Below are 15,085 nucleotides of genomic sequence, written 5' to 3'. Positions count from 1 at the left end.
CCCGGGCAGCCTGCCGCTCACCCCAGGTGATCGGCGACGTAGCGTTCGAAGGCGGCGATACCGTCTTCGACGGTGATCAGTTCCATCACATCATCGAACTCGATCTTGGTGCCCCACTTCAGATCGGCGGCCTGCTTGGCCAGGTACTTGCGTGCCGCATCGTCGTAGCGGTCCACGCAGTAGCGGCGGTCCGAGTACGGGCCACTGCGGTTCGGATTGCTGGCCGCATGCAGGCCCAGCACCTTGGTGCCCATCGCATTGGCGATGTGCATCGGGCCGGAATCGGGCGTCATCACCAGGTTGGCGCGGGCCAGCAGGGCAGGCAGCTGCTTGAGCGTGTCCTTGCCGACCAGGTCCAGTGCCGGTGTGTGCAGCTGTGCCTGGATGGCGTCGGCCATGCTGCGCTCCAGTTCGCTGCGGCCACCGCACAGCACCACCTGCCAGCCGCGCGTGACCGCGTGGTTGGCCACTGCGGCGTAGCGGTCGGCGTACCAGTTGCGGCGCACGTGGCTGGAGCACGGCGAGATCATCAGCACCGGGCGACCATCGTCCTGCCACTGCGCGGCGGCCCACTCATATGCGGACTGCGGCACGGCCAGGTCCCAGCTGACCTCGGTCTGGCGCAGGCCCAGCGGTTCGCAGAAGCTGCCGATGGCATCGAGCACGTGGATGCCGGGACGGTCGGGAATGCGTTCGTTGATGAAAAGCCCATGCAGGTCCTTCGAGCGGCTGCGGTCGTAGCCGATGCGGCGCTCGGCCGGAATGAAGGCCGACAGCAGGTTGGCGCGGAACGCGACCTGCATCTGCAGCAGCGCTTCGAAGCGCCCCGGCGGCAGCTGCCTGCGCAGTTCCTTGACCCCGGCCATGCCGCTCTTCTTGTCGTAGGCATGGAAGGTGACGCCGGGCAGGCCGTCGAGCAGCTTGTGGCCGACCTTGTCGATGATCCAGTGGATCGGCGTGTCCGGGCGCGCGGCCTGCAGGGTACGCACCAGGGGCACCACGTGGGTGACATCGCCAAGTGCGGACAGGCGCAGGAGGCACAAGGAGGAGGACGCTGATGCCATGTGTTGTTAGACTCAATGAAATGGTCGCATTCGACGCCAATGAAGCGCTGACGCCATGCCGCGAGGGTCGCGGCATCGGGGCCATTCTGTTCGACCGCGAGCGGCTGCGGCAAGCCGAGATCGGCCTGTTCTCGCCCCAGCACTGGGGCAGCAGGGCCCGGCCGGTGGGCGAGGGCGGCCGTGGCAGTGCCTGGTTCGTCGATGCGCCGTTCGGTGCCAGCGTGCTGCGCCACTACCTGCGCGGCGGCATGGCGGCCCGTATCAGCCATGACCAGTACCTCTGGCGCGGCTCGGACCGGACCCGCAGCTTCGCCGAATTCCGGCTGATGCGCGCCCTGCGCGAGAAAAAGCTGCCGGTGCCACGGCCGATCGCCGCGTTCTACATGCGCGAGGGCCTGCGCTACCGGGCGGCGATCCTGATGGAGCGGATCGAGGGCGTGCGCTCGCTGGCCGACCGCGCACTGGTGGCCGGCCGGGGTGCTCCCTGGGAGGAGACCGGGCGCCTGATCGCCCGCTTCCACCGTGCCGGGCTGGACCATGCCGACCTCAACGCGCACAACATCCTGTTCGATGGCAGTGGCCATGGCTGGCTGATCGATTTCGACCGCGGCGTGATCCGCATCCCCGCGACCGCCTGGCGCGAGCGCAACCTCAAGCGCCTGCTGCGCTCGCTGATCAAGCTGCGCGGCGAGCGCAGCGTGGAAGACGTGCAGAAGGACTACGCGCGGCTGCGTCGCGCCTATGACATGGCCTGGAACCGGGGCACCTGATGGACTGGTCGTTGCGTTTCCTCGGCGTCGGCAATGCGTCCGCGGTCGAGCTGGGGTCGCCGATGTCGGTGATCGAGCGGGATGGGCGTCCGTGGCTGACCATCGATTGTGGTGGCGAGGGTCTGACCGCGTTCAAGGCGCACTACGGACACATGCCGCAGGCGCTGTTCGTCACCCATGTGCACCTGGACCACGTGGCCGGCTTCGAGCGCCTGTTCGTGGATACCTTCTTCAATGCGCACCGGCGTGGCAAGGTGCGCCTGTACGTGCCTGCCACGGTGGTGCCGCTGCTGCACAAGCGCATCGGGGATTACCCGAACGTGCTGGCCGAGGGCGGTGCGAACTTCTGGGATGCGTTCCAGCTGATCGTGGTGGGCGAGGCGTTCTGGCATGAAGGCGTGCGCCTGGAGGTGTTTCCGGTGCGCCATCACTGGCCGGAAACCGCCTATGGCCTGCGCCTGCAGGGCGCGCTGACCTGGAGCGGCGATACCCGGCCGATTCCGGAGATGCTGGCCCGCTTCGCCAACGACAACGAACTGATCGCTCACGACTGCGGCCTGCACGGCAATCCGTCGCATACCGGCGTGGACGATCTGGAGCGTGAGTACAGCGCCGAACTGCAGGCGCGGATGATGCTGTACCACTACGCCAGCGCGGCCGATGGTCTGGCGCTGGCTGCGCGTGGGCACCGCGTGGCGCAGCCGGGGCAGTGCGTGCCGCTGGCGAGCCCGACCGCCCCGCACGTGCTGGCCCAGGACCCGCCGTGAGTGGTACCGGCCAGCCCGCAGACGCGGCGTTGGCTGCCGAACTGGAGGCGCTGGAGCGTGCACTGCATGCGCCAACCGTGCGGGCCGGCCGCGAGCAACTGGCGGCATTGCTGGATGAGGAATTCAGCGAGATCGGCAGCTCCGGCCGGTGCTACGACCGTGCGGCCGCGCTGGTGGAGATTCCGCTGGAGCGTGCCCAGGTGCAGATCGAATCGGAGCAGTACGCGGTCTGGCTGCTGTCGCGCGACCTGGCCCAGGTGCGCTACCGCAGCCGCCATCACCTCGATGGGCGGCCGCAACGCTGGGTGCTGCGCAGTTCGCTGTGGCGCCGGCACGGGGAGGGATGGCGCATGGTGTTCCACCAGGGCACGCCCGAGGCAGGGTAGCGGCGGGCGTTGCCCGGTATGAACGGCATAAGGGTCAGAGCCCTCTGCCGGGCAAAGGGATCTGACCCCAGTGCAGAAAAGGCGGTGGCCCCGCCGGCTGACCTCGGCGCCCGCGTCGATCGATACCGTTGCTGCCTTCCGGCCCTGGCGGGGTTTTCGACCTAGCGTCGCGAGGGGCCGACGGGGCCACCATAGAGACGTTGGCCGCCCATTGGGCGGCCAGTTCACGGATCAGGGGAAGCAGCGCGCGTCGCGCCGGAGACCACAGCCGGACTGCACATCGGTTGTCCGAGGGCAGACGCGCATTCTAGCGCAGGCGGGACCATCGACGCCAGCTTCACGCACTGAATCGGCTGTAACCCGTTCCCGGCCGCGGCGGCCGGGGCCGGCCCCCGTTGCTAGAATGCCGGCCAGGAGGAACGACCTCCCCCACATCGGGAATCAAAGACCAGGACGGCCTGGCCCTACCAAGAGGAGGGCCGTCATGGCCTGGATCTATCTGTTGTTTGCCGGCCTGCTGGAAATCGTGTGGGCCGTGTCCATGAAGCAGTCCGAAGGCTTCACCAAGCTCACCCCCACCGTGGTCACGATCATCGGCATGATCGCCAGCTTCTGGCTGCTGGCGGTGGCCATGCGCAGCCTGCCGCTGGGAACCGCCTATACGATCTGGACCGGTATTGGTGCGGTCGGCGCGTTCGTGGTCGGCATCGTGTTCCTCGGCGAGCAGGTCAGCCCGATGCGGATCGGTGCAGCGGTTTTGATCGTTTCCGGCCTGGTGCTGATGAAACTCTCCAGCAGCTGAATTCATTTGCTTATGGTGGAGAAAGGAATCTCCGCTTTCTGCAGGTATATGCATTTTCGGCAAAATCATTTTGTCCGCCCGATTTATTTGACGTACGTCATAAAAATATCGAGCGTGATTCACATGCCGCTGGCGCCATCGGTCGCACAGTGCCGCCATTCGTCATGCGAAACCGGGGAGTTTTCGCCTTGACGGATACGCTGGCGCGCCTGTTCCGGGTGCTGCCGCGTGAAGATGTGAGGATTTCCAGAAGTTAATGCCGCCAGGCCTTGTTCCCGTATCGGGAGCCGGGATGGGTCGCATCGTCTTCAAAAAAACCTGCCCGCTGTGCCATCCGGTCTTTTCAGGGAGATTTACCGATGAACCGCATTTACCGTCTGGTTTTCAATCGCGCCCTCGGCGTAATGCAGGTTGCATCGGAGGTCGCCCAGAATCCCGGCGGAAGTGCGGTCTGCACGGTGCGGGTGCCGCGCTTGCGGGCGCACCAGCTGGCGGTGGCATTGGCCGCCACGCTGGCCAGCGGATCGGCATTCGCAGCGTGCACAGGCACCACCACCGTCGACTGCGACGGCACCACCAACATCAACAACTACTCCAACGCGACCAACGGCCTCACGCTGAACATCGCTTCGGGTGCGTTGCTGCGTACGCCACCGATCGTAGGTGGCGGCAACGCAGCAACGCTGACCGGCGACAACGTGACGGTCAACAACAGCGGCACAATCGATCCGAGCTCGATCATCCTCGCGTCGCCCGGACTGGTGGTCGGCAATGGTCTGGCCAACAACAGCGCGATCCTCGTCAACAATAATTCCGGCGGACAGATCAAGGGTGTCGTCAACATCGCAACGCTGCTGGGCTTCGGTGGCCAGGCGCTGGTGGCACAGAATGTCAACGGCACCACCACCATCAACAATGCCGGCCTGATCAGTACGTCGTTGATCGGCGTAGGTAGCGTCTCCGACGCGACCACGGTGGTGACCTATGGCGGCGCGGCAGCCAATGTGACCAACACAGGCACCATCGACGGGCGCGTTGGCCTGGGTGCTTCTGGCGGGAACGCGTTCCTCAATGCGGGGGCGGTCAGTGGCAGCGTTCACCTGGGTGATTCAACCGGCGGAAATACCTTCACCGCAGTGTCGGGTTCCAGCGTTGTGGCCGGCGGCGGCACCGCCATTGCCGGCGTGATTACCGGTGTTACCGGGGTGAAGGTTGCGGCTGCGGGATCGGTCGATGCCGGTACCGGCAGCGGTGCCACCAACAACACACTGGTGCTGCAGAACAGCGTTTCCGGTACGGGATCCGGCACCGGTGGAGCGGTGACAACGCTGGGTTGGAACCAGTACCTCAACTTCCGGGAGCTTACTGTCAACAGTGGTACCTGGAACCTGCAGGGCGCATGGACGGGAGCCGGGTCGACGACGCTCAATGACGGCCTGGTCAATTTCAATGATGCCGGTTCCTTCGGCACAGGGCTGTTCACCGCCAACGGCGGTGCTATCGCCGCTTCCACGGCCGGTCTGAACCTGGCCAACGCTTTCAGCCTCGGTGGCAACCTGTCTCTGTCCGGAACCAATGCGTTCGGCCTGGGGGGTGTCCTTTCAGGCGCTGGTGGGCTGACCGTCAACAACACCGGCATCGTCACTCTGGGCGGCGCGAACCTGTTCACCGGCGGCGTCAACCTCAATGCTGGCGGGCTGGTGCTGGGCAATGCCGGTGCGCTGGGCAGTGGCACCCTGACCGTGGGCGGCGCAGCGTCGCTGGACACTTCCGCCGTCGGCTTCAACCTGGGCAACAATCTGGTGATCAATGGCGGGAGCTCGCTGAACCTGCTGGGCAGCAACGCGCTGACATTGAGTGGCTCGATTTCCGGTGCCGGCAACGTGACCAAGAATGGTGCCAGCACGCTGACGTTGAACGGTGCCAATTCGCTGACCGGCAACTTCAACCTGGCCGGGGGCGCGTTGGCGCTGGGCGCGGGCGGCAGCCTGGCGCCCACCGGCGCGATCACGCTGGGGGTCGGCACCAGCCTGGATCTTTCGGCGGCGGCCAACCAGACCATCGGCTCGCTGGCCGGCCTCGGTGGTTCGGTCAACCTCGGCAGCCACACGCTGACCCTGGGCGGACTGGGCAATACCAGCTACAGCGGAACGTTCGCTGCAGGTACCGGTAGCCTGATCAAACTCGGCACCGGTGTGCAGACCCTGTCGGGGGTCAACAGCCTCAGTGGCGGTGTTGCGCTCAACGCCGGAGGCCTGTTGCTGGGCAATGCGGGCGCGCTGGGCAGTGGGACGTTCTCCGTCGGCGGCAACACCACCTTCGACGGCACCACGGCGCTGACGCTGGCCAATGCAGTCAACCTCGGTGCGGGTGCAAGCCTGAACCTGCTTGGCGGCCAGCCGCTCACGTTCAACGGGGTGATCGGCGGAACCGGCAGCTTGATCAAGAATGGTGCGTCCTCGTTGACACTCAACGGTGCCAATACCTTCAGCGGCGGCCTGGCGCTCAACGCCGGCAGCCTGGTGTTGGGCAACGGCGGTGCGCTGGGTACCGGCCTGCTGAATGTCAGCGGCGCGGTCACGCTCGACTCCAGCGCCGCGCTGACCGTAGGCAATGGCATCACGCTCGGCGCAGGCGGTTCGCTCAATGTGCTGGGCTCCAATGCACTGACCCTGGGCGGCGTGATCGGTGGTGCCGGCAGCCTGGTCAAGAACGGCGCTGCCACGCTGACGCTGGGCGGTGCGAATACCTTCAGCGGCGGCCTGGCGATCAATGCCGGCAAGGTCGCGGTGGGCAGCGGTGGAAGCCTTGCTGCCGGCGGAGCGGTCAGCCTGGCCGGCGTGGGTGCTGACCTGGACATCTCGCTGGGCGGCAACCAGAGCATCGGTGCACTGTCCGGCATCGCCGGCAGCACGGTGACGCTGGGCAGCAGTACGCTGACCTTCGGTGATGCCACCAACCAGACCTTCGCCGGCGTGATCGGTGGCACCGGCGGTCTGGTCAAGCAAGGGGCCGGCATCCAGACGCTGACCGGCGCCAATACCTTCAGCGGTGGCCTGAACCTGGCCGCCGGCGGCCTGGTGCTGGGCAATGCCGGTGCGCTGGGAAGCGGTGCGCTGACGGTCAGTGGCAACGGTTCGCTGGACACCACTGCTGCGCTCACCCTGGGCAATGCGATCAACCTCGGCGCGGCGCTGACCTTGCCGGGCAACCAGAATCTCACCCTGGGCGGCAACATCACCGGCACCGGCAGCCTGGTCAAGAATGGCGCGTCGATACTGACCTTGAACGGCACCAACACTTTCAGCGGTGGATTGAACGCAAACGCCGGCAGCCTGCTGCTGGGCAACAGCGGAGCGCTGGGGACGGGGGTACTGGGCATTGGCGGCAACGTCTCGCTCGATGGCAGTGCAGCGCTGAACCTGGGCAACGACGTGGCACTGGGGGCGGGTGCCGCGCTGTCGCTGCCAGGTTCGCAGGCGATCACGCTGGGTGGGGTGGTGTCCGGTGCGGGCAGGCTGGTGAAGAACGGTGCCAGCACGTTGACCCTCAATGGCGCCAACACCTTCGGTGGCGGGCTGACCGTCAACGGCGGCGGCTTGCTGCTCGGCAATGCCGGTGCGTTGGGTACGGGTGCATTGTCGGTGGGGGCCAATACCACGCTGGACAGTTCGGTGGCGCTGAACCTGGCAAACAGCGTGAACCTCGGGACCAGTGCAGTACTGAACCTGCTGGGCAGCCAGAACGTGTCGCTGGGCGGTGTCATCAGCGGCACCGGTGGGCTGGTCAAGAACGGTGCGGCAACGCTGGCGTTGAATGGTCCCAACACGTTCAGCGGTGGGGTTGGCCTCAACGCGGGCGTGCTGCAGCTTGGCAATGCGCTGGCCCTGGGTACCGGTGCACTGGATGTGGGGGGCAACGCCTCGCTGGATGCAATGACGGCACTCACCGTGGGCAACACTGTTGGCCTGGCGGCCGGTGCCAACCTCACGGTGCTTGGCAGCAATGACCTGACGCTTACCGCGCCGGTCTTCGGTGCCGGCGGGCTGATCAAGGAGGGGGCGACACGCTTGACGCTTGGCGGCGCCAATCTCTACACCGGTGGCACCACCATCAACAACGGCACGCTGGCATTGGGCGTTGGCGGCAGCCTCGCCGCTGGCGGCGATGTCACCCTCGGCAACGCCGGCGCAGGGTTCGATATTTCAGGCGCCAGTGGCAACCAGACCATTGCCGCCTTGAACGGCGTCGCCGGAACCGCGCTGACACTGGGCGGCAACTCGCTGACCTTCGGCACCAATGCCAACGCCACGTTTGATGGCGTGATCAGTGGCACGGGCGGGTTGGTCAAAACCGGTACCGGCATCCAGACCTTGTCCGGTGCCAATACCTTCAGCGGTGGCCTGGCGCTCAATGGTGGCGGGCTGGTCCTGGGCAATGCCGGTGCGTTGGGGACTGGCGCGCTTGGCGTGGGTGGCGCGGTGAGTCTCGACAATACGGTGGCGCTGAACCTCGCCAATGCGGTGAACTTCGGTGCCGGTACGCAGCTGACGCTGGGTGGCAGCAATGACGTCACCCTCGGTGGCGTGGTGGCCGGCAATGGCAGCCTGGTCAAGAATGGTGCGGGCCTGCTGACCCTCAACAACACCAATACCTTCGGTGGCGGCCTGACCTTGAACGGCGGTGGCCTGGTGGTTGGTGCGAATGGTGCGCTCGGTACCGGCGCGCTGGCGGTGAATGCCAGCACCACGCTGGATGCGGGTGCTGCAGCGACACTCGGCAATGCGGTCACGCTGGGCTCGGGTGTCGCACTGACATTGCCGGGCAGCAATGCGCTGACGCTGTCGGGTGTGATCGGTGGCAACGGCAGCCTGATCAAGAATGGTGCCACCACGCTGACGCTGTCCGGTGCCAACACCTATACCGGCGGTACCACCATCAACGCCGGTACGCTGGCGCTGGGAACCGGTGGCAGCCTTGCCGCGGCGGGTGATGTCACGCTGGGCGCAGGCGCTGGCTTCGATATCTCCGGTGCCAGTGGCAGCCAGACCATCGGAGCACTCAGTGGCGTGGGCGGAAGCACGCTGGCGCTGGGCGGAAATTCATTGACGTTCGGAACCGCCAGCAACGCCGCGTTCGATGGCGTGATCAGTGGTGGCGGCGGCCTGGTGAAAGTGGGCGCCGGGGTACAGACGCTGTCCGGCGCCAACACGTTTGGTGGCGGCGTGACACTCAACGCAGGCGGGCTGGTGCTGGGCAATGATGCGGCGCTGGGCACGGGTACCTTGACCGTCGGCGGTGCCGCCACGCTGGATACCACCGGCCTGGCAACGCTGGCCAACAACATCGCGCTCAACGCCGGGCTGACCGTGCTCGGCAGCAATGCGCTGACACTCAACGGTGTTCTTTCCGGGGCCGGCAGCCTGACCAAGAATGGCGGCGCAACGCTGACCTTGAATGGCATCAACACCTATACCGGTGGCACCAACATCAACGCCGGCACGCTGGCGCTGGGGGCCGGCGCCAGCCTGGCGGCGAGCGGTACCGTGAACCTCGCCACCGGTGCCACGCTGGATCTGTCTGCCGGCAGCGGCACGCAGGTGTTCGGCACCCTGGTCGGCAACGGTACGGTGAACCTCGGCGCCAACTCGATCGAAGTCGGCGGCGCCGCCAATGGCACCTTCAGTGGCTCGATCGCAGGCACGGGTGGTCTGACCAAGGTCGGTACGGGCATCGAGACGCTGACTGGTGCCAACACCTACACCGGCGGCACCTTCATCAATGCCGGTACGCTGGCGATTGGTCCGGGCGGCAGCCTGGCAGCCTCCGGCGCGGTGACGCTGAGCGCTGCAGGCACCGGCTTCGATATCTCCACCGCAGGGGCCAGCCAGACCATCGGGTCGTTGAATGGCGTGGCCGGCTCGACGGTGAGCCTGGGGGCGCAGACGCTGACACTTGGTGGTGTGGGCAACAGCCTCTTCGATGGCGCGATTTCCGGTACCGGTGGCCTGGTCAAGAATGGCGCCGGCATCCTCACGCTGGGTGGCGCCAATCTGTTCAGTGGTGGCGTCGCACTCAACGGCGGTGGCCTGGTGGTCGGCAACAACGCCGCGCTCGGCAGCGGTGCATTGACGGTCGGAAGCAATGCGACACTGGATGCATCGACCGGTGCCAGCCTGGCCAACAACATCAACCTGGCAGCGGGTGCCAACCTCGATCTGCTCGGCAGCCAGGCGCTGGCACTGGGCGGCGTGATCTCGGGTACGGGTGGCTTGATCAAGGACGGTGCGGCCACGGTAACCCTGAGCGGTGCCAACACCTACACCGGTGGTACCACCATCAACAGCGGCACGCTGGCGATCGGTGTCGGTGGCAGCCTCGCCGCGACCGGCGCGGTGAATCTGGCCGGTGCGGGCACGCTCGATATCTCCGCGGGCAACCAGACCATCGGTTCGCTGGCCGGCGTGGCCGGCAGCACGGTGGCGCTGGGCGGCAGCACGCTGACCCTGGGCGGCACCGTGGACAGCACCTTCAACGGTGCGATCAGCGGCAATGGCGGGCTGATCAAGAACGGCGCGGGCGTGCAGACGCTCAATGGCGCCAGTACCTTCAGCGGCGGCGTGGCGCTCAACGCCGGTGGCCTGGTGGTCGGCAACAATGCTGCGCTGGGCACCGGTGCGGTGACGGTCGGAGGCGCTGCCACGCTCGATTCGAACACTGCGGTCAGCCTCGCCAACAACTTTATCCTCAACAACGCGTTGACCGTCCTCGGCAGCAACAACCTCACCCTCAATGGCAACCTGAGCGGTACCGGCAGTCTGACCAAGGAGGGTGCAGCGACGCTGACCTTGAACGGCACCAACACCTACACCGGTGGCACCAACATCAACGCCGGCACGTTGGCACTGGGTGCCGGCGCGAGCCTGCACGCCAGTGGCATCGTCAACCTGGCCTCGGGTGCGACCTTCGATCTGTCGGCGGGTAGCGGCACGCAGCAGTTCGGTACCCTGATCGGCAACGGTACGGTGAATCTGGGTGCCAACACGCTGACGATCGGAGACGCCACCAATGGCACGTTCAGTGGTTCGGTCGCTGGCTCCGGTGGCCTGATCAAGGAAGGCTCGGGTACCCAGACGTTGACTGGCACCAATACCTTCACCGGTGGAACCACCATCAACGCCGGTACGCTGGCGATCGGCGCCGGCGGTAGCCTGGCTGCGACCGGTGCGGTGAACCTGGCCAACGCCGGTACCGCCTTCGACATCAGTGCGGGTGGCCCGCAGGCCATCGGCTCGCTGGCCGGCGTGGCCGGCAGCACCGTGGCGCTGGGTGGCAGCACGCTGACACTCAATGGCGTGGGCAACACTACGTTCGCTGGTGACATCACCGGCACCGGTGGCCTGGTGAAGAACGGCGCCGGCGTGCAGACCCTGAGCGGCAGCAATGCCTTCAGCGGCGGCGTGGCACTCAACGCCGGTGGCCTGGTGCTGGGCGACAACGGTGCGCTGGGAACCGGCACGCTGACCGTGGGCGGCAACGCCAGCCTGGACGGCACCAGCACGTTGACCCTGGCCAACACCGTGCAGCTGGCCAGCGGCACGTTGACCCTGGCCGGCGGCAACTCCCTGACCTTGAACGGCCCGATCAGCGGTGCCGGCGGCCTGCTGAAGGATGGCACGGCGACGGTCACCCTGGGCGGCGCCAGCACCTACACCGGCACCACCACCATCAACAGCGGCACGCTGGCGGTGGCGGCCGGTGGCAGCCTGTCCGGTGCCAGCACGGTCAACCTGGCCGGTGCCGGTACGCTGGACATCAGCGCCGGTGGCAGCCAGAGCATCGGAGGCCTGGCCGGCGTGACCGGATCCAGTGTAGTGCTGGGTGGTGCAACCCTGACCACCGGCGGCAACAATGGCAGCACCACCTTCGGCGGCGTGCTCAGTGGCACCGGCGGCCTGGTGCAGAGCGGCACCGGCACGCTGACCCTCAGTGGCGCCAACACCTATACCGGTGGCACCACCATCAACGGTGGCAGCACGCTGCAGATCGGCAACGGTGGCAGCACCGGTTCGGTGCTGGGCGACATCACCAACAACGGCAGCCTGGTCTACAACCTTGGCACGACGGCAACCGTGGGTGCGGTGGTCAGTGGCAGCGGCGGCCTGACCCAGGCCGGTAGCGGCACGCTGGTGCTGACTGGCAACAACACCTACACCGGTGGGACCACCATCAATGCCGGCGGCACGCTGCAGGTCGGCAACGGCGGCGCGACCGGCGCGATCATTGGTGACATCACCAACAATGGCGCGCTGGTATCCAACGTGGCCGGCAACACCACGCTGGGTGGCACGATCAGCGGCGGTGGTGGCCTGACCCAGGCCGGCAGCGGCACGCTGACCCTGACCGGCAACAACACCTATACCGGTGGGACCACCATCAATGCCGGTGGCACGCTGCAGGTGGGCAATGGCGGTACGACCGGTGCGATCACCGGCAATGTCGCCAACAACGGCAGCCTGGTCTTCGACGTTGCCGGCAACACCACCGTCGGTGGCGCGATCAGTGGCAGTGGTGGCCTGACCCAGGCGGGCAGCGGTGTGCTGACCCTGGTCGGCAACAACAGCTACACCGGCGGCACCACCATCAATACCGGCGGCACGCTGCAGGTGGGCAACGGCGGTGCGACCGGCTCCATCGCCGGTGACATCACCAACAATGGTGCGTTGATTTCCAACGTGGCCGGCAACACCGCGCTGGGTGGCACGATCAGCGGCAGTGGCGGCCTGACCCAGGCCGGCAGCGGTACGCTGCTGCTGACCGGTACCAACACCTACACCGGCGGTACCACCATCAATGCCGGTGGCACGCTGCAGCTGGGCAATGGCGGTGCGACCGGTTCAATCGTCGGTGATGTCACCAACAACGGCACGCTGCTGTCCAACGTGGCCGGCAACACCACGCTGGGCGGCACCATCAGCGGCAGTGGCGGCCTGACCCAGGCCGGCAGCGGCACGCTGACCCTGACCGGCAACAACACCTATACCGGCCCGACCACCATCAACGCCGGTGGCACCCTGCAGGTGGGCAATGGCGGCGCCACCGGAGCGGTCGGTGGCAGCGTCACCAACAACGGCAGCCTGGTGTTCAACGTGGGTGGCAACACCACCGTCGGCGGCGCCATCAGCGGCAGCGGCGGCCTGACCCAGGCCGGCGCCGGTACCGTGACCCTGACCGGCAACAACACCTATACCGGCGGTACCACCATCAACGCGGGTGGCACGCTGCAGGTCGGCAATGGTGGCGCGAGTGGTGCGATCGCCGGCAACGTCAGCAACAACGGCAGCCTGGTGTTCAACGTGGGCGGCAACACCACCGTCGGCGGCACCATCAGCGGCAGCGGCGGCTTGACCCAGGCCGGTACCGGCACCGTGACCCTGACCGGCAACAACACCTACACCGGCGGCACCACCATCAATGCCGGCGGCACCGTGCAGGTCGGCAACGGTGGGGCCAGCGGCTCGATCACCGGCAACATCACCAACAACGGTGGCCTGGTGATCAACACCGGTGGCACGACCACGTTGGGTGGCAGCATCAGCGGCGGCGGCAGCATCGTGCAGGCCGGCCCGGGTGGTCTGAACCTTGGCGGCAACAGCGGTGGTTTCAGCGGTACCGGCCAGGTCACCGGCGGTGGCCTGAATGTCACCGGCAACATCGGCGGCCAGTGGACCATCGGCAGCGGTACGACCCTGTCCGGCACCGGCACCATCGGTGGCACCGGCGGTGGCGTGACGGTATCCAGCGGCGGTGTGCTGTCGCCGGGCAATGGCCCGGGCAACGGCAGTGGCGCAGGCAACGGCACCGGCACGATCACGGTGGGCGGCAACCTGACGTTGTCGCCGGGCAGCACGCTGGGCGTCGATCTGGGTGCCAGCGGCAGCGACACGGTGCAGGTGGGCGGCACTGCCAACGTGGGCGGCAGCACGGTGCAGGTGAACACCATTTCGCCGAGCACCAGCTACCAGCAGGGCCAGCAGTACACGGTGGTCAATGCGGGCGGTGGCGTGAGTGGACAGTTCGCCTCGGCTACCTCGCCGTCGGCCTTCCTGACCATCACCCCGGTCTACACCGCCAACACGGCCAACCTGCAGATCGATGTGGCGCAGACCGCAGCGTTCACCACCGTGGCCAACACGCGCAACCAGTACAACACTGCTGCAGCGCTGGACAGCCTGCCACAGAGTGGTGCGGCGCTGGGCCTGTACAACACGGTGCTGATGTATGACGCCGGCACTGCGCGCAGCGCATTCGACCAGCTCTCCGGTGAAGTGCACGCGGCCAGCCGCGCGGTGCTGCTGTACGACAACTACCTGGAAGAGGGGATCCGCCAGCGCCTGGGCAGTGAGCTGCCGACCGTGCGTGGCGAGCGCGCCTCGGCCTGGCTGGCCGGCAGTGGCAAGGTGTTCAAGCAGGATGGCGATGGCAACGGTGATGAGATCCGTTCCAACCGCAATGCGGTGATGGCGGGTGTGGACTGGCGGCTGGGTGAACACGTGGTGCTGGGTGCGGCGGCCGGCAACGAACGGCTGGACACGCGCCTGTACGATCGCAGTTCGCGGGCCCGCCTGCGTGGCAACACGTTCGGCCTGTACGCACAGGGACAATGGAACAACGGGTTTGCGGTTGGTGGCAGCGTGTCGCGCGGTGACTACCGCACGCGTACCACTCGTGAGGTGCCGCTGCTGAGCCAGACCCTGTACAGCCGCCAGGATTCGGACGTGACCATTGCCCAGGTCGAAGGCAGCTGGACCTGGACCCATGGCAGGACCCAACTGCAGCCGTATGTGCAGTTCACCCGGCACTGGGTCGACAGTGATCGTGCGGTGGAGCAGGGCGGCAGTGCCGCACTGGTGCTGGAAGGCGGCAAGGACACGCTCAACGTCAGCACGGTGGGCGTGCGCGGCCGCTGGGACGTGGGCAGCGGCGAGCGCTTCCCGGCGCAGCTGACCGTCGGCCTGGGCTGGCAGCATGCATCGGGTGATACCGACGTGGCCAGCCGCAACCGCTTCGCGGTCGGTGGCGATGCCTTCGATGTCTACAGCGCGGTGATGGCACGCAACGCACTGGTCAGCCAGGTGGGTGTGGCGGTCGGCCTTGGTCGCAACAGCCAGCTGTCGATGTTCGTGCAGGGCCAGCATGGTGATGGCCGCCGCGATGTGGGTGGGCAGATCAACCTGCGCGTAGGCTTCTAAGGGAGCGGGCCAGTGGTAGATCCACGCGCTGCGTGGATCTACTG

The 15,085-nt window shown here is 66.8% G+C and carries 6 protein-coding genes and 1 other RNA gene; 5 read left to right on the top strand and 2 right to left on the bottom strand.

Annotation, left to right across the window (positions count from 1 at the left end):
• Positions 1-17 precede the first annotated feature (17 nt).
• Positions 18-1,064: a glycosyltransferase family 9 protein gene (locus BKE09_RS06460; protein ID WP_075675215.1), complete on the bottom strand. Its 1,047-nt coding sequence runs from the start codon at positions 1,062-1,064 to the stop codon at positions 18-20.
• Between the two features lie 20 nt (positions 1,065-1,084).
• Here BKE09_RS06460 and BKE09_RS06455 point away from each other — a divergent pair, with 20 nt between their 5' ends.
• From BKE09_RS06455 to BKE09_RS06445, 3 genes are read left to right on the top strand one after another with little or no spacing between them, the layout of a single operon-like run.
• Positions 1,085-1,834, top strand: a complete 750-nt coding sequence (locus tag BKE09_RS06455; protein WP_032958195.1) for a 3-deoxy-D-manno-octulosonic acid kinase — start codon at positions 1,085-1,087, stop codon at positions 1,832-1,834.
• Entirely contained in the window at positions 1,834-2,601 is a 768-nt protein-coding gene (locus BKE09_RS06450; RefSeq protein ID WP_075675214.1) for an MBL fold metallo-hydrolase, read from the top strand. Before BKE09_RS06455 ends, BKE09_RS06450 begins: the two co-directional genes overlap by 1 nt.
• Positions 2,598-2,987: a DUF4440 domain-containing protein gene (locus tag BKE09_RS06445; RefSeq protein WP_075675213.1), complete on the top strand. Its 390-nt coding sequence runs from the start codon at positions 2,598-2,600 to the stop codon at positions 2,985-2,987. Before BKE09_RS06450 ends, BKE09_RS06445 begins: the two co-directional genes overlap by 4 nt.
• Positions 2,988-3,074: 87 nt before the next feature.
• Here BKE09_RS06445 and ffs read toward each other — a convergent pair.
• Positions 3,075-3,171: signal recognition particle sRNA small type (ffs, locus tag BKE09_RS06440), an RNA gene on the bottom strand.
• Between the two features lie 300 nt (positions 3,172-3,471).
• On the opposite strand from ffs, the gene sugE reads away from it, so the two are divergent.
• Together sugE and BKE09_RS06430 are read left to right on the top strand one after the other, a co-directional pair.
• A complete protein-coding gene (sugE, locus tag BKE09_RS06435) occupies positions 3,472-3,789 on the top strand; it encodes a quaternary ammonium compound efflux SMR transporter SugE (RefSeq protein ID WP_010483859.1) in 318 nt (105 codons plus the stop codon).
• Positions 3,790-4,148: 359 nt separating this feature from the next.
• The gene (locus BKE09_RS06430) at positions 4,149-15,041 is read left to right on the top strand and encodes an autotransporter-associated beta strand repeat-containing protein (protein ID WP_075675212.1); all 10,893 of its coding nucleotides are present in this window, start codon (positions 4,149-4,151) and stop codon (positions 15,039-15,041) included.
• The last annotated feature ends 44 nt before the right edge of the window (positions 15,042-15,085 follow it).

This window comes from Stenotrophomonas sp. TD3 (genome assembly GCF_001939825.1).
Classification (GTDB): Bacteria; Pseudomonadota; Gammaproteobacteria; order Xanthomonadales; family Xanthomonadaceae; genus Stenotrophomonas.
The sequence above is the reverse complement of the archived record's forward strand: the minus strand, read 5'-3'. Positions and strand labels throughout refer to the sequence as shown.